Source organism: Nocardioides sp. LMS-CY (assembly GCF_018732145.1).
Classification (GTDB): Bacteria; Actinomycetota; Actinomycetes; order Propionibacteriales; family Nocardioidaceae; genus Nocardioides; species Nocardioides soli.
This window is the reverse complement of the sequence record NZ_CP076104.1, coordinates 3,361,694-3,384,759: the sequence shown is the minus strand read 5'-3', so window position 1 is coordinate 3,384,759 and position 23,066 is coordinate 3,361,694. Positions and strand designations below refer to the sequence as shown.

The following is a 23,066-nucleotide window of genomic DNA, read 5'->3' as shown; positions in this document are numbered from 1 at the left end:
CTCCAGCGGCCCGGGGCGACGCCTCGGTAGGGGCATCTGGGACTCCTGACGTTGACCGCAGTCGAAGCCTGACCGTATGAGCGCCGGGGCTCCGACGCCCGGGCCGGCGGCCTCCGGCGTGCGGCGGCGGCCGAACGAGAGGCTAGTGACCCGGACTCTCATGATGCGCGCGCGCCCAGTCAGGGTCCGTACCGCCATGGGCGCTGTGCGTCGCGACGGCGCGCATTCGTCGCTCACCCTCGGCCTGATCGGTGTCGCTAGGCACCACCACGAGGCGAAGGCGGCGACCGTTCGCCATGGACAGAACCATCAGATGCGTGTCGTCCCTGGGGAACGAGCCCACCTTCACTGGCCCCCGACCTGCCTGAATTCGACGAAGTCCCTGACCGTTCGTGGCCCCGTCGTCCCAGTCGGGGCGGGAGAAGAGCAGTCGGTTGATCCGACCGACCGAGGCCGGGAACTGGTCGACCAGCTGAGCGGCTTCGGTCGCCAGGACGCGGGACCGTGGCCACCATGCGCCGTCGAGATGGTCTGGGGTCTCGTGGAGCGCCAGACGCAGCGGCGCTGCTGCCACCGGGGATTCGCCAGGTGTGTTCGGAGACGTCGTCATGACGTCCGCCCTTCAGTCCTGCCCCGCAGTTCGACGAACTGGCTCGACAGGTCGGTTGCTCTCGACACTACTCGGACGTGCCAACTCGCCCCTCGCGATATCCGCCGTGACCGGCCGGGGTGTACCGGTCCTTGTCGCGTGTCGGTCAACGCGTCGTCGCGGTCATCGATGTCGACACCGCGTACCGTCGCGGCGAGGCGTGGTCTTGGCCTGTGCAGTTGCAGTCGCGTGCAAGGCGGCATCGCTACAAGAGTTCCTCGCGGTCGTCCGCAAGACGATGCACGGCCTACCGTCGGTTGACCGGGCCGAACGGCTCAAACTGGTCGGTTTGTACCGTCGAGGACATGGTGACCGCGCTGCGGTCAGCGCCCGACTTGCGAGCCTGAGTCGGCAGGAACGGGCCGTCCTGGGCCACCTCATGGCTGGGCACGTGGTCAGCGAGATCGCCGTCTTGCGCGTCGTCTCCGAACTGACGGTTCGTACCCAGGTCAAGGCGGTGCTGTACAAGCTGGATGTCGCGAGCCAGATCAAGGCGTCGCCCTTGCCTGGGACAACAACGTCGCGCCGAGCGCAGAGACTCCCTATCGCCAGGCTGTGCCTCGTTCCGAGTAAACCGCTTTGCCTTCAACGGGACCGGGCACTCCGGATCTCTCCGAAGTGCCCGTCAACCCGTCGTAGCGACGAGACGCACGAAGCGTGGCGTACACGAATCGCGATCCGGCCTACGGGCCGAGGCGATGAAACGACCCTTCCCCCGTATCGGGCAATGCCACCACGTGTACGGAACTGTCCTCCGGATAGCGCTCCACGTCAATAGGCGTCAACCGACGTCCGAGTCTGGCCCGCGCACGGCCCTCGCCTGGTTGCCATGTTCCGGTTCTGGGCGGTCACGCCGCAGCCAAGCGTTCGCAGCAGAGTCCTCAGGGTCAAGCCCAAAGTACGTCGCCGACGCGGTGATCGGCGCTCTCGCCAAGCACGCGCAATCCAATTTGAGCTGTACTACCTCTACAGGTCGTAGTTCTGACTGACTGACCCATGCTGACCTGCTCAAACGTAGATTCGTGAACTCCGTTTGTACCACGCTTGTAACGGGTGCCCACCCCGTCACTGAAGTGCGGGTTTGCGACTCGCGCGTTTGGCGGCAAGTTGCCAAGCGTCGTCGTCAGGGATGGGCCCGTCGCAGGGGAGCGGGCATCGAGAAGGCGTGCGGGCATCGAGAAGGCGTGCGGGCACTGTTTTCTGCACCAGGCATGACAGGGACGGTTCCCCTTGTGCGCTCGGGCGGAAGAATCACAGCGTGACCCCGCGCAGCCACAGCACCACCTCGCCATGGACATGGGACCGATACAAGCGCAAGGTGCGCAGGGTTGATCGCGACAGTCTGCTGGTTCAGGCAGCCGCAACCGCAGCACGGATCGCACAGGATGAGGTGTCGGACGAGCTCGCACGCATGGGGCTGACTCCGTGGTGCATCGGAGACGTCGCTCGGACCGCTCTGGCTTGGAGCAGATTCGAGCGGCCGGAGGCCGATCTTCGGACCCTTCTCGAACTGTGCAACCGGTGTGCGCAACTCGCCGACGAGGGCCTCGTTGTTGATCCGAACTCCGCGGAAGGACTCGGGCAGGTACTCGCCCGTCACTTCTTTGAGCAGTTCCCGAGTCAACGCTCGATCTTCAGCGAAATCGCACGCACGATCCTTCTGTTCGGATCGGGGGTCGAGTTTCCGCCCAACTTCACTCCGGAGGCAATGACGCCGGGCTGGTTTGAGTCCATCACGGACGGACTCAGTCTCGATGATTACGTCGAGAGCATCTTCTTGATCTCGACAATGGCGCAGCAGCACAATGGCGGCTTTTCGTTGAATTGGCTTGACGGACCCGGTTGGGAAGAGCTCGACGGGGTGATTCCGCTCGACGCCGTCCGTCGAACGTTCACTGAGCATCTGGTGACGACGGCATCAGCCTTCAAGGAGGCTAACCGTGGCTTCCAGGACCCGCTGCCCACCGCGCAGAAGAAGTTTGCGTTCAATCCTCTGCTCGACACACCGTTCATCGAGGACGTCGCGCCGATCCCGATCGCACCGTTGGTGCAGGCCATCATGAGGAAGGCAGTCCCACCATCGATCTACCACCTGTCGAGGCGAGAACTTGGGGATGCCTTCACCCGCGACCTCGGCCACGTCTTCCAGCACTACGTCGGACGGCACCTCGGCCTCGTCAGCGGTGATAGCAAGGTCGTCCCCGAGCTTCGTTACGGCCCACGGCGGTCGAAGACGGATTCCTGCGATTGGTTTGTGGACCTGCCGGGCGCACTGGTGCTCGTTGAATGCAAGGCGAGTCAGCCGGTGGAGTCGCTGAGGGTCGGCAGTGCCGACTGGCTTGAAGGGGTCGGGCGCAGCATCGGGAAGGGCTTCGCGCAACTGAACCGATCGAACCGCGATATCGAGGCCATCGCCGGCCGCGAGCCGGCAATCGACCCCAGGAAGCCGAGGGTCGGCATCGTCGTCACGATGGAGCCGTTCTATGCAGACCAGAACTGGATCCTGGCCGAGAGCCTCCCTGCGAGGGATTTTCCGATCGCCGTCGTCTCCGCCGAGGAACTCGAGTCGCTTGCAACGCTCGACGCAGTGAAATTCAGCCGCGCCGTCTTAGACAACGAACAGGTTTCTGCAGCCAACGAGCTTCGGCTGAGGGCCACTCTTTCCGGAGAGCGCCACAACGAACTGCTCTCTTCGACGTGGGAGTCGATTGGGCTCTTCTCACGGATCGAGTCGTTCAGGGAGCGGGCCGGGCGAGCCACTTGAGAGAGCGAGCGCGACTTGCTGCATACCCGCGTTGTCGACGGCACGTCGAAGCACCTCAACAACGAGACGATTGACCGATCATGAACGCTGAACTCCGACTGGTGTTGTGACTGCGTTGTGGCTGATGACAACTCCCAACGACGAGAACTCGTTTGCGCGTGACCTCTTGCCGCCTCGAACCTGTCGATGATGCGTTCCAAGCGCTCGATGCTCGACTCGTACTTCGTCTGTCTGGCGAAGGCGATCACCAGTTCGCGGTCGTATTCGCCGAGTGTTGCGAGGTCGTTGAGCCAACTGCGCACCAGGCGCTCGGAGATGCTGTCGGTCCACCCCTTGTATGCCTCGTGCACGATATTTTCGAGGATCTCGGTGGACTGAGCGCTCAGGTCAGCGTCCATCACCTCGCCGGTGATGATGTTGTAGGCGCGATTGATCTTGGCCCACGCCTCCATCTCACCCGGGATCCACTCCACGAGCACGACGACGCTCTCCTCCAGGTGGTGCAGCTTCTCCAGTGTCTTGTGCCGCGGACACCACGCGAGAACGACTCCACCATCTTCGACGCGGCCACTGCGCTCGGTCACGATGGTCTGCTTCGCCAACTCCGGGTGATGCGTGGCGCCGTTCTTCTGCACCGAAAGAACGGTCAGCTGTGCGCCGTGCCGCCGCGCGAGGACCAGCCCGAGTTGCTTGCCCGGCCCGAGCGTGTCCTGCTCCGTGCCGCGCGGAAGGTAGATACAGCGATGCTTGAGCGCTTCGTCGACCCGATCTGGCATGTCCTGCTTCCTTTCGCTCCTACTTCGTTCGCGGTCTTGATCGCTAGGCCGGGTGCGAACACCGACACAATCGGGTTGCCCGGTTCGCCGCCCAGAGCGAACAACACCCGCATTGCAGCCACGGCGCGGATGCCATCGCGGGCCGCACACGCAAGGCATGCGGCCCGCGGGGCCTTTGTCGATCGTCAACCGTTCTCGGTGACGGTCGTGTTCGGGTGTCGCTGGGCAGTGCCCTTGGTGACGTACTTGCCGCTGATCGCGGAGCGGTACGACGTCCCCGAACCCTTGTTGCCGCCCCGCTCGACGACGGTGGTGCGGGGGTGCCGCGCCGCCGTCGCCTTCGAGACGTACCTTCCCGTGATCGCGCTACGGGCGCTTCCCTTGGAACTGCCGGACCGTGCCATGGGGACCTCCTTGGGTCCTCGTACAGCGGCGGATCGAGTAGTCTTCGCGATATCTAGGCGTGAGGGCTCTTCGATCTGCTGCTGTGGGTTGAGAAGCCTCACCCGTTGTGGGGCTCCGTCAGTGCCGTTCGAGCGCCTGACATCTAGGTATAAGTGCCAGGGTTCGGCCTACCCCCCAGATTGCTTGCGCCCAGATCGCGGCGCCTGTTGCGAGGCCCTGGCTACGACCTTCGAGGCCGCCTTGGCTGGTACTGATCGCCGAGCGGCCGCGGCCTGCTTCGTTCCGAACGAGCTGCGCTCGATGGCGCGCTTGATGTCTTTGTTCAACCGGCTCTCCTCTTCCTTTGGCGCTGACGCTCGTTGTAGAGCATCCGCTCGACGGTCTTCTCAGTGCAGTCCAGGAGATCGGCGATCTCTGCCTGGCTGCGGCCAGCCGCGGTCAGCAACATCGCGTGTTTGACGCGGTCGTCCTTGACCTCGGCCAAGCACCGCTCGATCTCGTCGCGGTGGGCAGCAGCCCGCTGAAAGTCGTCGGTTCGTACGCCACCGAGCTCGTTCAAGAGTTCGTGGTCGTCGCTGCGACTCGCCTGTCGGAACCTCGACTCGTTGCCCCACCAATGTCTGTAGATGTTGGCGAACCGGATGATGCACTGGCCAACGAAGTAGGTACGGAGTGTTGCCCCGCGGGTGCTGTCCCACTTGCGCTTCAAGAGCACGTCGCGCCGAAAGTGGTACAACGCCTTTGCCACCGTCTCGCTCGTCAGTTCCGTGATCTCATCCGGTTCAAACGGACGCCCGAGTTCAGGCAGGCCGAAGCCCTTGGCACGACACTTGTGGTGGATGAGGCCCTTATGCATCCACCCGCCGATCACAGCCATGCCGTACTTAGCCAGTTCGGTCGCGAAGACATCCCAGCGGTCGCCCTCGTAGTTGCTGAGTGCCAGAAGCATGACGACCTCGACGTCGCCGGCCAGGCGGTCGACCTTGTCCGCGAGCCCAGCGTGCTCAGGCTCGCTGAGCCAGTCCTCCGGGATCGCCGCTTCACCCGGCTGCAGTTGTACGGGCTCGCCTGAGGCGCCGGGGCCACCCGGCGGTCGCTTCGGCTCGAAGGCCATAGCGTCTCCTCAGTTCGGCGACGTCGGCGAGCAAGCTCGTCGATGTCCCCTCATAAGTGCCGCCCAGCGTGCCACCCCCCAACCTTCCGGAATCTTTTTCTGGGAAGCAGCCGACGGCCGAATCAGTGTCGCAACAACCACCGACATAGCGAGGCGTCGCGCCTCCGAAATCCGCTGGATTGGCAGCCGCAACTCAGGGACGGCCAGCCCGCGGTCCTCGGGGATCTCCACAGGTCAGGTCCGCGCCGGCAACGCGGTCCAGCCCTCGACCGCCGGTGCCGCGAGGTGTTCTGCGGGGATGTCTGCGGCATGCCCCCACAGCGACAGGCCGGGCCTGCCGTGTTTGACGGACAACTTCGCCTAAGCGAATATGTATGTCATGTCGTTGCTCGCCGTTTCTGATGCCGCTGAGCGGCTCGGTGTCTCGACGCGGCAGGTGCAGCACCTGGTCGCGCGGGGTGAGCTGCGGTCGCTGGCGAGGGGAGTGGTCGACGAGACCTCGGTTGAACGCCTGCTGGCCGTTCGCCGTGGTTCGCACACCAGGGCGTGGGCCGAGTCAACGGCATGGGCGGCCGTGGCTTTGCTCTCCGGACGTGAGGCGGGGTGGCTGGGGGAGAGCCAGCGGTCCCGCCTCAGAGGACGACTCCGTGGGCTCGGAGCAGAAGAACTTGTCGAGCGCGCCCGCGGGCGGGCCAGCGTGAGCCGGTACGTCGCACACCGCAGCGCAGGGGGGCGGCTGCGTTCGGAGTTGGTCGACACATCATCGGCGGCCGCACGACTGGGATTGGCGACGACGAACGCGATCGACGGCTACCTGGCCACGACCGCCTTGAAAGCGGTCGCGGCTCGACACGGCCTGATTCGCGATGACACCGGGAGCGTGACCCTCCGCGCGACCTCCATGGACCTCGTTGTGGTCCGCGACCTGATCGACGCCAGCGATGTCCTCGCCGCACTCGACTTGGCCGAGTCCCTCGATGTCCGCGAACGCCGAGCCGGAATCGGTGTGCTCGAGCGCGCGCTGGGAGAGTTCCGTGGCTGACCGGCCGACCATCGACGTCGCCACGCCCGCCGGCGGTTGGGGTGCGCCATGGCCGAACGTCGCCGAGATCGAGGCAGTGCTGCCCCACGACAAGTGGACGCTCGTCGGCGGACTGATGGCTCAACTGCACGGCATCCACGCAGGCATCGCCACAGTACGCCCCACCAATGACGTCGACATCGTCCTGCACGTCGAGACCACCCGCGGCATCGCGTCTGAGACCGCGAGGGCCCTCGAATCACTCGGATACGAGCTGGCGCCGTCGATCGACGAACGCAACAACACCGCCCACCGGTTCAGGCGAGGGGACTCGACCGTCGACGTCGTCACCGACGGTCCCGACGTGGTTGACGTTCTCGTCGCCGACCACGCCTCACCGCGAGTGGTCGAGAAGCTCCGTGGTCGCACGATGGTCGCCATCGAGGGCGGCACCCAGGCCCTACGTCGAACGATCAACGCACGGATCCAGATCACGGCTGGGCGCACCACAACGGTGAGTGTGCCGTCCCCGTTCGGCGCCGTCATCCTCAAGGCCGCTGCGTATCAGACCGACTCCCGCGACCGGGAACGTCACCTCCAGGATGCTGCGCTCCTACTTGCGGTCATCGACGATCCCTACGCCGAGCGGGAGCAGTTCGCTGGGTCGGATCGCTCCCGACTCCAGATGTTGGCGCGCGCCCTTCCGGACTCTGCCGCTCAATGGCGGACGCTGCCGGCCGGCGCCCGCGCCAACGGACAGACTGCGATTCGAATCCTGAACGCCTGAGGAGTGACGGCGCGTCGTTCGCTGCGGAGTGTCGCACCTCGGCTCGAGCTGATTGCCGCAGACGAGGACACGGGACGCGAACGCCTGACTCCGCGCTAGACCTCAGCGACTGCTGCGCATGAACAAACAACTGCGGGAGCGTACGTTGATCAGAGGGGTGGCGGCAGGTAGGCAATGGAGGTCGGGTCCAGCACGAGGCGTGTCTTATCCACCTCGTGGCCGCCGTCGGCTACCTCTTCGGGCGGGATGAACAGCACACATGAGGTCACGGACGGGTCCTTCGAGGAGCGCCAAAGCACACCGTCTGCAGAGAGGTCGTACCTCATGGTCTCGGCCATCACCTGCGTGGGGATGTAGTCGAGATTCTGGAAGTCGCCCGGGTCAGCAACCTCCCGCACGTCTCGCACGAAGCCGTGGAGGAACTCGATGTAGGGACGCAGGTGCCGAAGGGCAGGATCGAAGAGCGAGGGCACGGTCGGCACATCTCTCAGGTCGACAACTGTGAGGGGTACTGCGGTGGTGAAGCGACCGATGCTGGCTGCGTGAGCAGGGTCGGCATAGCCGGCGACCTCGTCACGTGCCCCCTTCTCTGTAGATGCTCCGTAGAAGGCACCGATGCCCTTCGGGGTCATGCGGTTATCTCGGGCCGCTTTGTCAGGAGGTGTCCCAATCTCGGCGGCAATCGAGTAGCTCTCTGTGGCGGGGTGAGGACGCAGCCGCCACCACTCGCTGCCCTTTGGAAGCGTCACGACGAGGCCTCCAGCGTGAACCGAATCGGAGACGGCGTTGGGCATCGCGTGGAGTGGAATCTCCCCGGCTCCCTCAGCCGTGCTGTGGTCCTCAACCAGGAAGGTGTACCGGCGCTTGTGCTTTACGTGCATCCGGAAGGCCTCCCACCCCCACCGGAGTGCGTCGGCTGGCTTCGCCGCGTAGGGGTCCTTCTGGCACCACACGTCCTGCTCAATGGCATACGTGAGCGCGCGGACTACGTCGGTGCTTTCCGTGGCGCCCAGATCGAGGATCAGGTCCCACGTGTCGTGGGTGGTGCCCACGTACTCGCCGTCGTCCCATGCCATGCCTTCGACCGGGTCTTCGTACTCGAAACGGAGCCCATCCACCACCAGTTCGAGCACCACCTCAATGGACGCGCTCGCCTCCGGAGCCGCGGATACGTCCTCGCAGAAGTCGCAGGGATCGGTCCCGCCCTCAGCCCTGACGGCTTCGACAAGTGCAGGGTCCGTCACGCACTGGGAACAGATGGTGCTCTCGTCGTCGCTCCACCCCCGCGCTTCGACCTCCGCCATGTACCGCTTCACCAAGCCCATGAGTCAATCGAACACGGGGCACTGCCGGATTGTCTTGCCCTCGCTGCAACTCGGGCCGCACACTTCCCGGACGCGAGGCCGCCCGTCCGGGCAGAACTTGGATACGGCTGGGCGTGTCGTGCTTGGATCTGAGAGTGGTCCGGCCCACATTTGAGTGCTGTCTCGGGAGGAGGGTTTCCAATGGTGTCTCATGACCATCAACGTCACGCTCGACCGCGCAACCGTGTCCATCGACCGCGAGGTGTTCGCGGCGCTCTTTGAGCAGTCGGTGGTCCACGACTACGAGCCCATCAGGAAGGCGCTCAACTCGGGCACGATGCCCTTCCGTGAACTGGTACGGATGGCACGGCAGGCGGAGATCCCCTACCCGCTCTTCTTCGCGCCCCGTGACGTGGTGGTCGAACAGCTTCGCATGAAGACCGAGGCGCTCATGGTCGGCTTCGGCAAGAAGACCGCGTTCGCCATGAACTCGCGGAACACGGTGCGTATTCACGAGGTAGAGCTCATCGTCAAGGACCTTCTGCGCAAGCAGGAGTACCTCAAGACCGACAAAGCGCTTCCGAAGAACCCTGTCGTGAACTGCCTCAAGCTTCCTGGCGTATCGGCGCGGGCGGACGCTGCGAAGCTGATGGGCCTCATCAACCTGTCTCCCACCGACTTGCGCAACACGAAGAACAAGGGCGATGCGCTCGCGCTCCTCGTCGAGAAACTTGAGGCACAGCACGTACTGGTCGCCCAGAGCGCTAAGAACTACATGCCACAGCAGATGCCGAAGGGCGCACGATTCAGCGGGATGACTGTGAAGGACAACAAGGTGCCCTACATTTTCATCGCCAGCGGCGATGAAGGCGAGAAGTACGAGCCTGCTGGGCGGCGGGTCTTTACCCTTGCCCTCCTTGCCGTGCTCGTGGCGCGGGGTACGTTCGCGACTGTCACCTACAAGGACCATACGAGCGACGAGACGACTTTCCGCGAGTGGGAGATCACCGCGGAGCTGCTCATGCCGGCCGCCGACTTCAAGCACGCCGACCTGAGCACGCTCGATGCCGTGCGCGATACCTCGGACGTGTTCAAGGTGACCCCGAGCGCCGTGGTCACTCGAGCGCGCCGCCTCAACATTCTTGGCAAGCAGGAGGCAGACCGATACCTCGAGGAGCTCCGCATCGCGTACGAAAGGGGAGGCAACCCGCCTCGCCGCGCGGCAAAGGGACTTAAGGCTCTGCGGAAGTACAACGGCGTGGAGTGCTCGCGTCGAATGCTCGCCCTCTACGACGCTCAGGGCGTCTCACGTGGCGACTTCTGCCGAGTGATGTTTTCCAACAAGTTCCGTGGAGCGCAGTCCATCAACGACTACAGGGCGTTGGTGGCATGACCGAGACCAAGTACCTCGTTGATAACAACGCGCTCATCTTCCTGGGAACCAAGCGCAATGCATCCCACTTCTTCAGGGAGTACTGCCGTGTGCCCGAGGAGGTCGCACACGAGGCGGGCACACGGCGAGCCGAACTCTTGACACCGCTGACCGTGCCAATGAGCGTTCGGATACTCAATGAGCTCAGCGCCGTGATGAAGACGGTGCCGGTCGGAGACAAGGGACTTCTCGACCTCTACGGCAACAGGGGCGCCGCTGACCCCGTCCTCGTTGCAACGGCCGTTGTGCTGAACAAGCCGGAGAAGCCCACGCTCTTCGAAGAGGAGTGGGTCATCGTCACCAACGACAGAGCCGTGCGTGACAAGGCCAAGGAGTTCGACGTCAAGACCGCCACGCCTGAGGCGTTGGCGGCACTCATCGACGCTGCGGGATCACCCGCAGACTGAGGATTCGCTGCACGATCCGGTGACAGAAGACGCGTGAGGGGCAACCACGACGATGAGCTGCGGACCTGGGCGGGAGCGGTGATCGTGCAGATCAGCTGCTGCCTTGCGGGTCTTGACCGCGGTTTAGGCCCGCAAGACCCTGCCGCGGCGTGTTCCATTGGATGCGTGGCATGGGGGCGGGAATCGGTAGCGATCCCGCAATCGAAATGATTGGTGGCCCCGGGGAGACCCGGGGCCACCGTTGATCGAATACGAGTAATTCGATCAGTTTACGACCTAAATGTCGTAGTACTGATGGCTTCACGCGGCTGACCTGCATAAGCTGCGATCAGGAGCGTCTGTGGGGTGCACACGGTACTCACACGACGCAGGGTAATAGTCAAGACCTGTGGATCGGCGTGTCATGCGGCGTGAGCGTCACCTCCTGATTCGTCGGGTCGTTCGACGAGTTTGCCGTTCTTGAACTCGGCGCCGGCATGGATCAGGGCGACGAGGTGGGGTGCGTTGACCGCGCGCCAGCGGGCTTGTGCGGACTCGATGAGCTTGAATGCCATCGCGATGCCGGCGGCGCGGGATCCGGGTCCATTGGTGCCCCGCTGCCGAAGCCGGACGGTCGCGAAGGTCGACTCGATCGGGTTCGTCGTGCGCAAGTGGATCCAGTGCTCAGCGGGGAAGTCGTAGAAGGCGAGCAGTACGTCGAGGTCGTCGATGATCTTTGCGACGGCCTTGGGCCACTTGGCGCTGTAGTCGGCGGCGAACGCCTTCGCGGCCTTGACGGCGTGGTCCTTGTCCTCGGCGTTGTGGATCTCGGCGAGCGCGGCCTTCGCGCCGGGGTGCGCGGATTTCGGCAGAGCGGCGAGGACGTTGCCCAGCTTGTGCCACCAGCAGCGCTGCTCCTTGGTGTCGGGGAACACCTCGCGCAGCGCCTTCCAGAACCCCAGCGCACCATCGCCCATGGCCAGCACCGGGGCGCGCATGCCGCGGCGCTTGCAGTCACGCAGCAGGTCGGCCCACGACTCCGAGCTCTCGCGGAACCCGTCGGCCAGGGCGACCAGTTCCTTGGTGCCGTCGACTCGGACGCCGATCATCACCAGTAGGCACACCTTGTCCTGCTCGAGGCGGACCTTGAGGTGGATGCCGTCGACCCACAGGTACACGTAGTCGGTCTCGGCCAGGGACCGCTTCCCGAACGCCTTCGCGTCGTCTTGCCACTGGGCGGTGAGCCGGGTGACCGTCGCCGCGGACAGGCCCGCCGTTGACCCGAGGAACTGCTCCAACGCGGGCACGAAGTCGCCCGAGGACAGGCCGTGCAGATAGAGCAGCGGAAGCACCTCGGCCACGCCCGGAGACTTCCTCGCCCACGCGGGCAGGATCGCCGAGGAGAAGCGCTTCCGCTTCCCGGTCTCCTCGTCGATGCGCTTGTCGTTGACCCGCGGCTGGCGCACCGGCACCGAGCCGGCCGACGTGGCGACCTCCCGCGGGTCGTGGAACCCGTTGCGGACGACCAGCCGGCGACCCTCGGCGTCGACCTCGTGACGGTGGGCCTCGACGTAGGCAGCGACCTCGGCCAATAACGCCGCAGCCAGCATCTGCCGAGCACCGTCGCGGGCTCGTCAAGCAACGACCCACCGACGGCCGCCGGGACGTGCTGCTGGGGCTGGTTCTCCTCGTGGACTACCTTGAGCATGGGCGTACCTTCCCGAGCCGGCGCTCCAACGCCGACCTCGATCCGAACTTGAGCATGGGCTTCGATCTTGCTCGGGAGGTACGCCTCTTCTACGTCACCTCACCGAGAGCCATCCACAGGTTCTGATCATTGCTCCACGACGCAGAGGCTTTCCGGTTCTCTGCATGGGCGAAAATTTGAAGTCTGCTGCACAGGTGCGCTCGAGTTGTCGCCCAGCGAGGGGCATCCCATCGCACCTAACGTCGGACAGGCCTCCCTGGGGACAGCCGTACATGGCTTCCTGTGGTTCCAGTCGTCACACTGGTTCAACTCGCGGAACACGCGGAACGGGTCAGATGCCGATGATCAGGGGAGGGGGCAACCTGGTGTGCGGTCGTTCGCTCGCGATGCGCGAGAAGGGGTAGGAGTTAGCGGCTCACCGCCAGGTTGCGGGCCGACGACACCGAGGGCCGCTCGCACAGTCGAGGAGGTAGCCGAGAGGATCATGCTCCTCGCCTCTGGCGCGACCTCCAGCAGCCGGGTCCGAGTCCGTCATCGACGAAGGCGCCGTGCTCGCGGCACGGCGAGCGGAGTCACGCTCGCCTGACCCCGAACCGAAAGCGGTGGATTGCGGTCGAAGCACGGCGAGAGCGCCCTGGACAAGCCGCGGTCCAGAGCGACGACCCGAACCATCTCCTTGACCAGCAGCGTGCCAGAGGAGGAGATCAACGACTCGCGGACGGGATCGAGAACCAGATTCCCAACGCGGCTACGCTTCACCTACGGAGTGCCTCTCTACGCGGTGGATCTTGACCTTCGACAAGCCAAGAATCCCGCGTCAGACAGACACTTCCGTGCGTTACGCGCCGCACCGACCAGGTGACGTCCCGCGTCGTGGTGGAGTTACTCGACACCGTGCGGGTCAGTGGTTCTCATGATGCCGTCATGAGCTCGGGCTTGGCCACCTCCTCGTCAGGGCTGCCAGTCAACTGCGCCATGGAGTGCTCAGACAGGTAGCGCCGCTCGGCGGTGACCTGCCACTCGTCATGGGCCTCGACCAGCACGGCGCCGGCCAGGCGCAGCAGCGCAGCGGGGTTGGGGAAGACCCCGACGACGTCGGTGCGGCGTTTGACTTCCTTGTTGAGTCGTTCGAGCGGGTTGGTCGACCAGACCTTCTTCCAGTGGCTGACCGGGAAGCCGGTGAAGGCCAGTAGGTCCTCGCGGGCCTCACGCAGCATGTCCTCGACCTTGGGCAGCTGCTTGCCGAGCATCGCCGCGATGACCTCGAACTGCTCGACCACGTGCTCGGCATCGGGCTGCGCGAAGATCGTGCGGATCGCTGCCGCGACCATCTCCGAGTTCCCCTTGGGCACCACGGCGAGCACGTTGCGCATGAAGTGGACCCGGCACCGCTGCCATGCAGCGCCCAGCAACACCGCACTGATGGCCTGCTTCAGGCCGCTGTGCGCGTCACTGATGACCAGCTGCACACCAGCCAGGCCGCGAGCCTTCAGCCCGCGCAGGAACGCGGTCCAGAACGCGCCGTCCTCGCTGTCGCCGACGTCGAACCCGAGGACCTCGCGGCGCCCGTCCGCGGTGACGCCGGTGGCGATCACCACGGCCTGGGACACCACCCGGCGGTTCACGCGTGCTTTGCAGTAGGTCGCATCGAGGAACACGTACGGGTAGGCGACCTCGGCCAGGGACCGGTCCCGGAACGCGCCGACCTCCTCATCGAGGTCGGCGCAGATCCGGGAGACCTCGGACTTGCTGATCCCGCTGGCGCCACCCAGCGCCTGGACCAGGTCGTCGACCTTCCGGGTCGACACCCCGTGCAGGTAGGCCTCCATGATCACCGCGAACAGCGCCTGATCAACGCGGCGTCGACGTTCCGACAGGCTCGGGAAGAACGACCCCGTGCGCAGCTTGGGGATCCGCAGCTCGAGGTCACCAGCGGTCGTGGTCAACGTCCGGGACCGGGACCCGTTGCGCTGCGCCGTCCGCTCCGGGCTGCGTTCCCACGGACCGGCGCCGATCACCGCGGTGAGCTCGGCGTCGATCAGGGCTTGGTAGATCGTCTGGGCTGCGGTGCGGACCCGGTCCTCGACACCAGCAGCCTGCATGGCTTCAAGTACCTCGAGTAGTGCAGCATTGTCTAAGGCCATCGTGCTTCGTGTCCTATCCGGGCTCGGTCGCACCCACGAAGAGAATGAACTCCGCCGCTCGGGACCCGGGTGTCACCGGGGACGCTCTCGCTGACCTCGCTGACCTCGCTGACCGGCGGCTCGTCACGGCTGCGCCGCCCGGCCGGTCATCTCATGACACCCGGTGGACAAAGGGAAGCGTGTGGTGAACGAGTGGGAGGCCCGGCAGCTCGCCGGCATCGAGCAGGAGCTCGGCGCCGATACACGGCTCGCGCACGTTCTGGCCGGACCGACCCGCCGTGAGCGCGGCTGGGCGTTCCTCAGGCGGCGATTTATCCCGGGGGGTTACTGCTGTGCGCGCTGGCGTTCGAGACTGCCTCAATGGCAGGCGCGCAGCGGCGGATCGCGCTCGGCGCGATCGGGGCGTTGACAGCCGGATGGGTCCTGGTCGAGGTCCGGATCGCCGGCGTCAGGTCGTTCCTGCGGGAGGGCCTGACCGGACTGGGCGGTTCGACGGCGAGGTGACTCGTCGTCGAACCGCCCAGTCGCTCTGCCCTTAGACCGCGGCGTCGACCGCGGCCGGTGGCTCGCCGAGGTCGAGTTCGAGGCCCATCACACGATGGAATCGGCTCAACGCGTTCCAGAGCGACACCGACATCGTGAGTTCGACCAGCTCGGCCGGTTCGAAGGCGCTCTTGACTCGGGCCAGGAGCTGCGGGTCCACCCCGGTCGTGCTGGTTGCGATCCCGACGACCGGCACGTCGACGGTCAGTGACCGGGTGAGCTCTAGGCCCAGCCGCTCGCGGTCCGTGAAGTCGTCGTGCTTCCCGCTCGCCACGCGGGCGAGGTCGTCCGCCGTGATGCCCTTGGCCTGAGCGGAGTAGCACCGATGGCTGGTCGTGTACCGGCAGTGGTTCAGCACGGCCACGTAGACCGCGGTGAGCTCCTTGATCCGCTGGTCGAGGTGTCCGGGCCCGCTGACGCTCCTGACGAACGGAAGGTACGTCGAGAGCATCCCCGGGCTGGCCGCGATGGCGAGCCAGGTGTTGAGCAAAGTTCCGAACGCCGCCTCACCCGATTCGAGGAGCGGCAGGTCGACCGGATCGACCTGCTCCTTGGTTTTCAGCGGTATGAGCGCCATGGTCTGGTCCTTTCGAGGTCGTCCGGCGGGTGCCGGTCGGAGGTTCAAGTCGACCGGACGACCTCGGCGATCGACGCCCAGTCAAGGTCGCCCAGCCCGCGGTCGATGGCGAGTTGGAAGGTCTGCTGCAGGGCAGCCGCGGTCGGCAGCGTGAGCTCGACCTCGTCGGCGGCCTGCCTGGCAAGCGTGAGGTCCTTCATGCCGAGGGTGGTGCGGAACCCTGCGGGGAGGTACGTGTGCGAGGCCATCTCCTTCCCGTACCCCTCGTAGACCGGACCTGGGAACAGCGTGCCGGTGATCAGTGCCTGCAGCTCGTGACTGTCGACTCCGTGCTGCTCGGCGAGGGCGAACGCCTCGGCCATGGCCTGGAGCGCGTGGAGGATGAGGAAGTTCATCGTCACCTTCACGACGTTGGCCTGCTCCGGGTGCTCGCCGACCCGCCAGGTCCGCTGACCCAGGGAGTCGAGCACCGGCGCGAGGTCGTCGATGAGGCTGCTGTCACCCGCGGCGAGAAGGTTGAGTCGCCCGGCGGCTGCGACCTCTGGCCGGCCGAGCACGGGCACCGAGGCCAGGGCGATCCCGGCGTTCGCGTGCCGGCGGGCCAGGGCTCGTCCAGCCTGTGCCGAGATCGTCGACATGCTGACGTGGATCGAGCCAGGACCCGCCGCCGCGAGCACCGAGTCGTCGAAGACGGAGGCGACGGCGGCGTCGTCCGCGAGCATCGAGAGGACGGGGCCGGCGTCGAACAGCTCGGCGACCGAGGCCGCACGAACCGCGCCGCGTGCGACGAGGTCGTCGGCCGCTTCCGGTGACCGGTTCCAGACGGTGACCACGTGCCCCTCGTCGAGGAGCCGGCCCACCATCGCGTGGCCCATGTTGCCCAGACCCGCGAACGACACCCGTGCCATCGATCAGTCCTCCTGCTCGCGACGAGCCGCCGTCGACATCAGATGACCGACTTGCCGAGGCCGCCGTCGACCTGGAAGACCTGGCCGGTGACGTAGGACGAGAGGTCGGAGGCGAGAAAGAGCGCGACCGCGGCGATCTCCTCCGGCTGCGCCCAGCGACCGAGCCGGATGCCGAGTCGTTCCACCATGCCGTCGCGGACGGCCTCGGGTGTGGTGCCGCTCTGCTCGGCGGTCGCCGCGTGGCGGTCCTTCCAGACCTGCGTCAGGGTCATCCCGGGGGAGATGCCGTTGACGAGAACGCCGGCCTCGGCGGCCTCGGCGGCGAGGTAGCTGGTCATCGCGACGACAGCGGCGTTCACGGCCGCGGCGACGCCGATGTTGGGGACGAGCACGTGCGCGGCCATGCCCGCGATGTTGATGATGCGCCCATGCTCGCTCAGCCGCAGGTGGGGAAGCGCTGCGCGTGACACCCGCAGGTATCCGGCAGTCTTGCCCTCCATGGCCTCGGTCAGGACGGCCTCGTCCACGTCGCTGAGCGGGCTGTTGGCCAGCAGCGGCGCGGCGCTGTTGACCACGATGTCGAGGCCGCCGCGCCAGTCCTGCACCGCCTGGACCGCCCCGGCCACAGCGGCGTCGTCGGTCACGTCGGCGGCGAGGGCCAGCACCCGGTCGCTGCCACCGGAGATCTGGTCGGCCGCGACCTTGAGCTTCTCCTCGGTGCGTCCCAGGATCGCGACAGCGGAGCCCTGAGCGTGCAGCGCCTCCGCGATCGCGAAGCCGAGACCGCTGCCACCTCCGGTGACGAGAGCGGTCCGTCCGTCCAGTCGAATACCAAGCGTCATCTTCTCGATCCCTCTTCCACGAGTCTCAAAACCGGTCGCCTGCCGCCGGTCCGGCTCAGTGTGAGGAGCCCCCCGGCGCGGTGGCAAAGGCGGTTAACGCCTGCTCTAACCGGGTCGAGAACCGATTAACGACCGGTTAACGAGTCGTGACGTAGAACACTCCGTCACCGGCTCCCGTGGTGGAGCGAACCTGCGCAGCGCTGCCTGTGACGTCGGAGAAGCGGCGCGCGCCGAATCGAGAACCTGGGGGATGTCCATGGCTCGAACCGCCGATCCCGGCCCCGCCTTCCACCGAGTGCTGGCGCGCTCCAGCATCGAGGTGATCCCGCTGAAGGGTGCCGACGAGACCGTGGCCCGGATGCCGGTCGAGAGACCGGTGACGATCACCTGCTCGCCGAAGTTCGGCCTCGACCGGACGCTCGAGCACGTGACCTGCGCGCGCCGTGCCGGGCACCGCGTCGTCCCTCATCTCGCCGCGCGCATGGTGGTCGACCGGCGGCAGCTGCGGGACTTCGTCTCGCGCATCGTCGACCTGGGTGTCGACGATCTGTACGTCGTCGGCGGCGACGGCGCCACACCGGTCGGGGCCTTCTCCGAGGCCTCGGATCTGCTCGAGGAGCTGCGCGAGTTCGACCATGGACTGCGCCGGCTCGGGGTCGGGTGCTATCCCGAAGGGCATCCCAAGATCCCCGATGGCCTTCTCCTCGACGCGCTGGTCCGCAAGCAGGCGTACGCCGACTACATGGTCAGTCAGCTCTGCTTCGATGCCGGGGCGCTGGCGGACTGGTTGCGGATGGTCCGGGACGCAGGCATCACCCTGCCGCTACGAGTCGGAGTGGCCGCCCCCTTGCAGACTCGCAAGCTGATCGAGCTCTCGCTCCGGATCGGCGTCGGGCAGTCGGTGCGGTTCCTCTCCAAGCAGCACGGCATCGTCGGAAACCTGCTGCTCGGGCGCACCTACGAGCCCCTCGGCCTCGTCCACGAGCTCGCGAGCCAGATCTCGTTCGAGGAGCAGGCCGTCGAAGGCCTGCACCTCTTCTCGTTCAACCAGGTCGAGGCCACCCTCGACTGGCTAGCTCGGGCGAGCGGAAGGTCACCGTCGGGTCTGTCTCCGATCTGAGCCATCCATCACCAACCCACCCGCAGGAAAAGAAAGACGAGTGTGAACTGACGTGAATCTCGAAGAGAAGATCCAGAAGGTCGGAAATGTGGCGCAGATGCTGCGCAACGCGCCACAGGGCCCCTACATCTTCCCGATGCAGTCCGAGTACACGAACTGGCGGGACGAGCAGCGGGCCTGGAAGGAGACCGCGGTCATGTTCGACCAGTCCCTGCACATGACCGACATCCACTTCAAGGGTCCCGATGCCCTTCGCCTGATGTCCGACATCGGGGTGAACGGGTTCAAGACCTTCGGTCGCAACAAGGCCAAGCAGCTCATCGCCTGCAACTACGATGGCTACTTCCTGGGCGACGCCATCCTGTTCGGCTTCGAGGACGACGCGTTCAGCCTGGTCGGCCGGCCGGTCGCCCCGAACTGGGCCGCGTTCCACGCCGAGACCGGCGACTACCGCGTGACGGTGACTCGCGACGAGCGCTCGGTCGCGAACAACAGCCGCCGGCTGTCGTTCCGGTTCCAGCTCAACGGTCCGGCAACGCACAAGATCGTCGAGAAGGCGGTGGGGTCGCCGTTGCCGGCCATCAAGTTCTTCGCCATGGGCGAGATCGAGATCGCCGGCGTACCGATCCGCGCCCTGAACCACACGATGGCCGGTGTTCCCGGGCTGGAGTTCACCGGCTTGGAGCTCGTGGGTCCGTCCGAGGGCAGCGAGAAGGTCCGCGAGGCCCTGATCAAGGCGGGTGAGGAGTTCGGCCTCCGCCTCGGTGGTGCACGCGCCTACCCGTCCACCGCGATCGAGTCGGGGTGGATCGCTGCACCGGTGCCGGCGATCTACACCGGCGAGTCCATGAAGCCGTTCCGCGAGTGGCTCCCGGGCCACGGGTTCGAGGCCAACGCATCGATCGGTGGCAGCTTCTACTCCGACGACATCGAGGACTACTACGTCACCCCGTGGGATCTCGGCTACGGGCACGTCATCCGGTTCGACCACGACTTCATCGGTCGTGACGCCCTGGAGAAGATGGTCGACCAGCCGCACCGCCGGCGGGTCTTCCTGCGCTGGAACGACCGAGACGTCGCCGACCTGATCGCCGACAGCCTCTTCGGAGCCGGGCCGCGCACGAAGTACCTCGAGATGCCGGTCTCGAACTATGGCACCAACTCCTACGACCAGGTCCTCGTCGACGGTCAGCTGATCGGCTTCTCCGCCAGCTCGGGCTACACGGTCAACGTGGGCGGTTGGTCGTCGCACGCGATGGTCGCCGAGGACGAGGCGATCGACGGCCGCGAGGTGACGGTGCTCATCGGTGAGCAGGGCGGTGGATCCGCGAAGCCCACCGTCGAGCGACACGTCCAGCGCGCCATCCGGGCGACGCTGCGCACCAGCCCCTTGGTGTGAGCAGCGCCTCCGGCCGCGCTCGCCGAGCTGGGCGAGCGCGGCCGGGGAGGTCGGTGGCCAACGTGCAGAATGGATCCACATGACCGGCTGCGGGCTATGCTCACCTCGCAAGACAGGCGGGCAGGCATGACAGACGAACGAGTGGCCATCCCCGACCCCCGACGCTTTCTGATCCAGCGAAAGGTCGTGGTCCCGGAGGTCCGCGACGACCTCACGTCCCGACCACGGCTCACGCATCGGATCCAAAGCCTCCTCGAGCGTCATCAGTCGCTGTCGGTCTGCGCGGCGGCCGGAAGCGGCAAGTCGACCGCCATGGCGCACGCCGTACGCGATCTGTCGCGCCCCGTCGCCTGGTTGTCGCTCGACGGCACCGAGTCGACCCCAGGACGGCTGATCGCCTACCTCGAGGCGGCCGTCGAGCGGCCGCTGCCGCAGTCGCCGCGGGTCGGCTCGGAGGCCGTGCGCGCCGGGATCACCGATGAGGAGGCGGCCGGCCTCCTGGCGGAGAGCTGGGCCGGCACCGGCGTCGTCCTGGTCTGTGACAACGTGGATCGGGTCGCCGCCGACGGCCGGTCGGTCGCCATCCTCGCTGGTCTCGTCCGCTACCTTCCGCCCGACGTCGGCATCGTCCTGGTCTCCCGGCGCCAGCTTCCGCTGGAGATCCTCTTTGAGATGGAGCACGCGGACCTCGCCGAGCTCGATCAGGACGACCTGAATCTCGACCGGGACGAGGCGGAGGGCTCACTGGTCCGGTACGGCGAGCCGAGCGCGGACCTCGACCGCATGCTCGCACTCACCGGCGGCTGGGTGACCGGGTTCTTGTTCGAGGGCCGGCGGACGCTCCTGGCGTCGGACGCCGACGAGGGAACCTGCGGCGAGTACGTCGCGGCGCATCTCCTGCCCCGGCTCCCGGCCGCGGTGCGGTCCTTCCTGGTGCGCACCAGCCTGCTCACCGAAGTCACCGGCGAACAGGCCGTCGTCCTCGGGGAGTCGGACGCAGCCCGAATGATGGCCGCCTTGGCCGAGGAACGGGTCCCCGGCGAGTGGCACGACGACAGGAGTCGCCTCGTCCTCTACCCGCAGTTCCGCGAGATCCTCCAAGCGGAGCTGGTCCGGTCCGAGGACTCCGAGACCGTACATCGATTGCGCCGTGCCCACGCCGACATCCTCGCCGGCGAGGGCCGGCTGGAGGATGCGGTCAACACCCTGCTGAGCCTCGGCGACACCGAGGCCGCATGGCGACAGGCGGCGCTCGCCCTGCCGGGCCTGGTCGCCCGGATGGACTTCGCGTCGGCCGCCCGCTGGTTGGACGAGCTGGGCGTCGTCACCAGGATGCCGACCCCGGAGGTCGGCACCCTGGTGCTCCGGGTTTCCTTCGCCCTCGAGCAGTGCGGACGGGGCAACGCGCTCCTCGAGCGGCACGGGCTCGACTGGCTACCTGGGCCGGAGTCGCCGTACTTCGAAGAGGCCCTGCTGCTCGCCGCGTGGTGCCGCTGGCACTCCGGCCGGCTCGCCGAGGCCCGGTCGCTCGCCGAGCGCCTACCGGCGGGTCGGGCACGGGACACCGCAGACAACCTCCTGGCGCTCTCGGACGGGACGTCGCCACCGTTCCCCGACATCTCGTCGTCCAGGTCCGAGACGGTCGACGGCCTGCTGATGCGGATCGGCTACTTCCGGGGCCGGCTCCGGGAGCTCGACCACCCACCGGCGGCCGACGCGGGCAACGCGCCGCTCGGGATGCCGTGGGTGATCGCGGGGCTGCGCGCCACCGGCCGACTGGACGAGGCCATGGAGATGTACGAGGTGCTCCGCGGTTCCTGGGAGCCACCCTGGCTGCACGCGTTCGACGCGGTGGACCTGATGATCGACCTGGGCCGTCGCGACGAGGCATGGGCGGCGATGACCCGAGGGCGGCGACTGATCGCCGACACCGGGTCCCGTGTCTACAGCGTCTTCGGCCACCTGAACGAGGCCAAGCTGAGCCTGCGGCTGCACAAGGACACGGAAGCCGCGCACCGCGCGCTCGCCGAAGCCGAGGCGGGCGGAGCGGGGGAGCACGCGTTCAGCCGCGAGCTGTGCCAGCTCTGGCGCGGTCTCTCCTACCTGCTCCAGGGTCGCGACGAGGACGCACGGTCTGAGCTGGAGTCGGCCCAGGCGAGCATGCGGCAGGGTGACCGACGGCTGGAGTTGGCGACCACGGCGGCGTACCTTGCGGAGGTGTACTGGCGGCTCGGCGACGAGGAGGCTGCGGACGCCGCCGCCGACCTGGCGCTCACCGAGGCGACGACGCGGGGTTCGCAGCACCTGCTGCTGACGGCGTTGAGCGACGTCCCGGCCGTGGCGGTGCGCGCCGCCGACGCCTCCCCGAGCAGGCTGTCGAGGTGGCACGAGCTGACCGCGATGCTGTCGGATCAGGGGCCCCTGCGGGTCACGGCCCGAGCTCCACGGCTGATCCTGGAGGAGTTCGGTGACCCGATCCTCACCGTCGACGGACAACCCGTCACGCTGCGGTTGAGCAAGAGCCTCGAGCTGCTCAGCTATCTTCTCGGCGCGCGCCGGGGGGTGCCCCGTTCAGAGCTGCTCGGAGAGCTGTTCGACAGTCGCAACGATGCCGCGGGGCGTAGCTACCTTCGTCAGGCTCTCTACCGGCTACGCGAGGTGCTGCCAGAGGAGCTGATGCCGCACCAGGACGGTGAGCACTTCCTGATCCCGAAGCCGGACCTCGTCTGCGGCACCTCCCAGGTGGTTCTCGACTCCCTGGTCCAGGCCGACCATCAGGACGGGGAGATCCGGCTCCGCCGGATGATCGAGGTGCTTGCGCACGCCGGCCGCGGGCCGTATCTGGCGACGCTGTCCAGCGACTGGGTCGAGAGGCGTCGAGCCGAGATCGACGAGCGCGTCACAAGCGGACGGATCGACGCGGCGCGGTTGGCGTTCCGGCTCAGCCGCTACCGCGAGGCCCGCCAGCTCGTCGAACAGGTCCTGCGATTGAGCCCGCATCGCGAGCAGGCGTGGCAGTTGGCCATCTCGTTGGCCCACGCCAGCGGAAGTGACGACGGCGTGATCGCCCTGTACCAGCGGTATGCCGCGGCCATGCGTGACCTCGGAGTGGCGCCCTCGGCCGAGGTGCGCCGGCTCGTGACACAGCTGCGTCGCTGAGCCTCGATCGCCGTCTCCCCGCGGTCGC

At 66.6% G+C, this 23,066-nt stretch carries 18 protein-coding genes and 1 pseudogene; 10 read left to right on the top strand and 9 right to left on the bottom strand.

What is annotated here, in order from left to right:
- Nucleotides 1–142 precede the first annotated feature (142 nt).
- Nucleotides 143–610, bottom strand: a complete 468-nt coding sequence (locus KM427_RS25865; protein WP_353846969.1) for a DUF5994 family protein — start codon at nt 608–610, stop codon at nt 143–145.
- Here KM427_RS25865 and KM427_RS25860 point away from each other — a divergent pair.
- Both KM427_RS25860 and KM427_RS16130 read left to right on the top strand, forming a co-directional pair.
- Nucleotides 609–1,427 (top strand): helix-turn-helix transcriptional regulator, encoded by an 819-nt coding sequence (locus KM427_RS25860; RefSeq protein ID WP_353846968.1) that lies wholly within the window; start codon nt 609–611, stop codon nt 1,425–1,427. The genes KM427_RS25865 and KM427_RS25860 overlap by 2 nt on opposite strands.
- A gap of 480 nt (nt 1,428–1,907) precedes the next feature.
- The gene (locus tag KM427_RS16130; RefSeq protein ID WP_215524545.1) at nt 1,908–3,413 is read left to right on the top strand and encodes a hypothetical protein; all 1,506 of its coding nucleotides are present in this window, start codon (nt 1,908–1,910) and stop codon (nt 3,411–3,413) included.
- Between the two features lie 961 nt (nt 3,414–4,374).
- Here the strand turns inward: KM427_RS16130 and KM427_RS16125 are convergent.
- Together KM427_RS16125 and KM427_RS16120 are read right to left on the bottom strand one after the other, a co-directional pair.
- Nucleotides 4,375–4,593 carry an ABC transporter ATP-binding protein gene (locus tag KM427_RS16125; protein WP_215524544.1) on the bottom strand — a complete coding sequence of 73 codons (219 nt, stop codon included), beginning with the start codon at nt 4,591–4,593 and terminating at the stop codon, nt 4,375–4,377.
- Nucleotides 4,594–4,916: 323 nt separating this feature from the next.
- On the bottom strand, nt 4,917–5,708 hold the full coding sequence (locus tag KM427_RS16120) for a sigma-70 RNA polymerase sigma factor region 4 domain-containing protein (protein ID WP_215524543.1): 792 nt from the start codon (nt 5,706–5,708) through the stop codon (nt 4,917–4,919).
- Between the two features lie 379 nt (nt 5,709–6,087).
- Here KM427_RS16120 and KM427_RS16115 point away from each other — a divergent pair, with 379 nt between their 5' ends.
- Together KM427_RS16115 and KM427_RS16110 are read left to right on the top strand one after the other, a co-directional pair.
- Nucleotides 6,088–6,750: a hypothetical protein gene (locus KM427_RS16115; RefSeq protein WP_183594125.1), complete on the top strand. Its 663-nt coding sequence runs from the start codon at nt 6,088–6,090 to the stop codon at nt 6,748–6,750.
- Nucleotides 6,686–7,516, top strand: coding sequence for a GSU2403 family nucleotidyltransferase fold protein (locus KM427_RS16110; protein WP_252274560.1), 831 nt, complete (start codon nt 6,686–6,688; stop codon nt 7,514–7,516). Before KM427_RS16115 ends, KM427_RS16110 begins: the two co-directional genes overlap by 65 nt.
- Before the next feature lie 149 nt (nt 7,517–7,665).
- Here KM427_RS16110 and KM427_RS16105 read toward each other — a convergent pair whose 3' ends face one another.
- The gene (locus tag KM427_RS16105) at nt 7,666–8,841 is read right to left on the bottom strand and encodes a HEPN-associated N-terminal domain-containing protein (RefSeq protein WP_215524542.1); all 1,176 of its coding nucleotides are present in this window, start codon (nt 8,839–8,841) and stop codon (nt 7,666–7,668) included.
- Nucleotides 8,842–9,031: 190 nt separating this feature from the next.
- On the opposite strand from KM427_RS16105, the gene KM427_RS16100 reads away from it, so the two are divergent.
- Together KM427_RS16100 and KM427_RS16095 are read left to right on the top strand one after the other, a co-directional pair.
- A complete protein-coding gene (locus tag KM427_RS16100) occupies nt 9,032–10,213 on the top strand; it encodes an ImmA/IrrE family metallo-endopeptidase (RefSeq protein WP_215524541.1) in 1,182 nt (393 codons plus the stop codon).
- Nucleotides 10,210–10,659, top strand: coding sequence for a hypothetical protein (locus tag KM427_RS16095; RefSeq protein ID WP_183594129.1), 450 nt, complete (start codon nt 10,210–10,212; stop codon nt 10,657–10,659). The genes KM427_RS16100 and KM427_RS16095 overlap by 4 nt, the downstream gene beginning before the upstream one ends.
- A 401-nt stretch (nt 10,660–11,060) precedes the next feature.
- On the opposite strand, the pseudogene KM427_RS16090 reads toward KM427_RS16095, so the two are convergent.
- Both KM427_RS16090 and KM427_RS16085 read right to left on the bottom strand, forming a co-directional pair.
- Nucleotides 11,061–12,346, bottom strand: a pseudogene (locus KM427_RS16090) (IS256 family transposase).
- Between the two features lie 911 nt (nt 12,347–13,257).
- Complete coding sequence (locus tag KM427_RS16085; protein WP_215527649.1) at nt 13,258–14,490, bottom strand: IS256 family transposase; 1,233 nt, start codon at nt 14,488–14,490, stop codon at nt 13,258–13,260.
- A 360-nt stretch (nt 14,491–14,850) separates the two neighbouring features.
- Between KM427_RS16085 and KM427_RS16080 the strand changes: the two genes are divergently transcribed.
- Complete coding sequence (locus KM427_RS16080; protein WP_215524540.1) at nt 14,851–14,994, top strand: hypothetical protein; 144 nt, start codon at nt 14,851–14,853, stop codon at nt 14,992–14,994.
- A 31-nt stretch (nt 14,995–15,025) separates the two neighbouring features.
- On the opposite strand, the gene KM427_RS16075 is transcribed toward KM427_RS16080, so the two are convergent.
- The 3 genes from KM427_RS16075 to KM427_RS16065 are packed head-to-tail and all read right to left on the bottom strand — an operon-like array spanning nt 15,026 to nt 17,360.
- Nucleotides 15,026–15,610 carry a carboxymuconolactone decarboxylase family protein gene (locus KM427_RS16075; protein ID WP_215524539.1) on the bottom strand — a complete coding sequence of 195 codons (585 nt, stop codon included), beginning with the start codon at nt 15,608–15,610 and terminating at the stop codon, nt 15,026–15,028.
- A 44-nt stretch (nt 15,611–15,654) separates the two neighbouring features.
- Nucleotides 15,655–16,518, bottom strand: coding sequence for an NAD(P)-dependent oxidoreductase (locus KM427_RS16070; protein WP_215524538.1), 864 nt, complete (start codon nt 16,516–16,518; stop codon nt 15,655–15,657).
- Between the two features lie 38 nt (nt 16,519–16,556).
- Nucleotides 16,557–17,360, bottom strand: coding sequence for an SDR family NAD(P)-dependent oxidoreductase (locus tag KM427_RS16065; RefSeq protein WP_215524537.1), 804 nt, complete (start codon nt 17,358–17,360; stop codon nt 16,557–16,559).
- 250 nt (nt 17,361–17,610) lie between these two features.
- Between KM427_RS16065 and KM427_RS16060 the strand changes: the two genes are divergently transcribed.
- The 3 genes from KM427_RS16060 (at nt 17,611) to KM427_RS16050 (ending at nt 23,038) form a co-directional block, all read left to right on the top strand.
- Nucleotides 17,611–18,480 carry a methylenetetrahydrofolate reductase gene (locus KM427_RS16060; protein ID WP_215524536.1) on the top strand — a complete coding sequence of 290 codons (870 nt, stop codon included), beginning with the start codon at nt 17,611–17,613 and terminating at the stop codon, nt 18,478–18,480.
- Between the two features lie 52 nt (nt 18,481–18,532).
- The gene (locus KM427_RS16055) at nt 18,533–19,879 is read left to right on the top strand and encodes a hypothetical protein (RefSeq protein ID WP_215524535.1); all 1,347 of its coding nucleotides are present in this window, start codon (nt 18,533–18,535) and stop codon (nt 19,877–19,879) included.
- 126 nt (nt 19,880–20,005) lie between these two features.
- Nucleotides 20,006–23,038, top strand: coding sequence for an AfsR/SARP family transcriptional regulator (locus KM427_RS16050; RefSeq protein ID WP_215524534.1), 3,033 nt, complete (start codon nt 20,006–20,008; stop codon nt 23,036–23,038).
- Nucleotides 23,039–23,066: the final 28 nt, after the last annotated feature.

Excerpts from the sequence above, each read along its gene's own strand:
- KM427_RS16100 (WP_215524541.1), top strand. The coding sequence starts at position 9,032 with ATGACCATCAACGTCACGCTCGACCGCGCAACCGTGTCCATCGACCGC.
- KM427_RS25860 (WP_353846968.1), top strand. The coding sequence starts at position 609 with ATGACGTCCGCCCTTCAGTCCTGCCCCGCAGTTCGACGAACTGGCTCG.
- KM427_RS16120 (WP_215524543.1), bottom strand. The coding sequence starts at position 5,708 with ATGGCCTTCGAGCCGAAGCGACCGCCGGGTGGCCCCGGCGCCTCAGGC.
- KM427_RS16080 (WP_215524540.1), top strand. The coding sequence starts at position 14,851 with ATGGCAGGCGCGCAGCGGCGGATCGCGCTCGGCGCGATCGGGGCGTTG.
- KM427_RS16125 (WP_215524544.1), bottom strand. The coding sequence starts at position 4,593 with ATGGCACGGTCCGGCAGTTCCAAGGGAAGCGCCCGTAGCGCGATCACG.
- KM427_RS25865 (WP_353846969.1), bottom strand. The coding sequence starts at position 610 with ATGACGACGTCTCCGAACACACCTGGCGAATCCCCGGTGGCAGCAGCG.
- KM427_RS16075 (WP_215524539.1), bottom strand. The coding sequence starts at position 15,610 with ATGGCGCTCATACCGCTGAAAACCAAGGAGCAGGTCGATCCGGTCGAC.
- KM427_RS16095 (WP_183594129.1), top strand. The coding sequence starts at position 10,210 with ATGACCGAGACCAAGTACCTCGTTGATAACAACGCGCTCATCTTCCTG.
- KM427_RS16115 (WP_183594125.1), top strand. The coding sequence starts at position 6,088 with ATGTCGTTGCTCGCCGTTTCTGATGCCGCTGAGCGGCTCGGTGTCTCG.
- KM427_RS16110 (WP_252274560.1), top strand. The coding sequence starts at position 6,686 with ATGTCCGCGAACGCCGAGCCGGAATCGGTGTGCTCGAGCGCGCGCTGG.
- KM427_RS16060 (WP_215524536.1), top strand. The coding sequence starts at position 17,611 with ATGTCCATGGCTCGAACCGCCGATCCCGGCCCCGCCTTCCACCGAGTG.
- KM427_RS16070 (WP_215524538.1), bottom strand. The coding sequence starts at position 16,518 with ATGGCACGGGTGTCGTTCGCGGGTCTGGGCAACATGGGCCACGCGATG.
- KM427_RS16105 (WP_215524542.1), bottom strand. The coding sequence starts at position 8,841 with ATGGGCTTGGTGAAGCGGTACATGGCGGAGGTCGAAGCGCGGGGGTGG.
- KM427_RS16085 (WP_215527649.1), bottom strand. The coding sequence starts at position 14,490 with ATGGCCTTAGACAATGCTGCACTACTCGAGGTACTTGAAGCCATGCAG.
- KM427_RS16050 (WP_215524534.1), top strand. The coding sequence starts at position 20,006 with ATGACAGACGAACGAGTGGCCATCCCCGACCCCCGACGCTTTCTGATC.
- KM427_RS16065 (WP_215524537.1), bottom strand. The coding sequence starts at position 17,360 with ATGACGCTTGGTATTCGACTGGACGGACGGACCGCTCTCGTCACCGGA.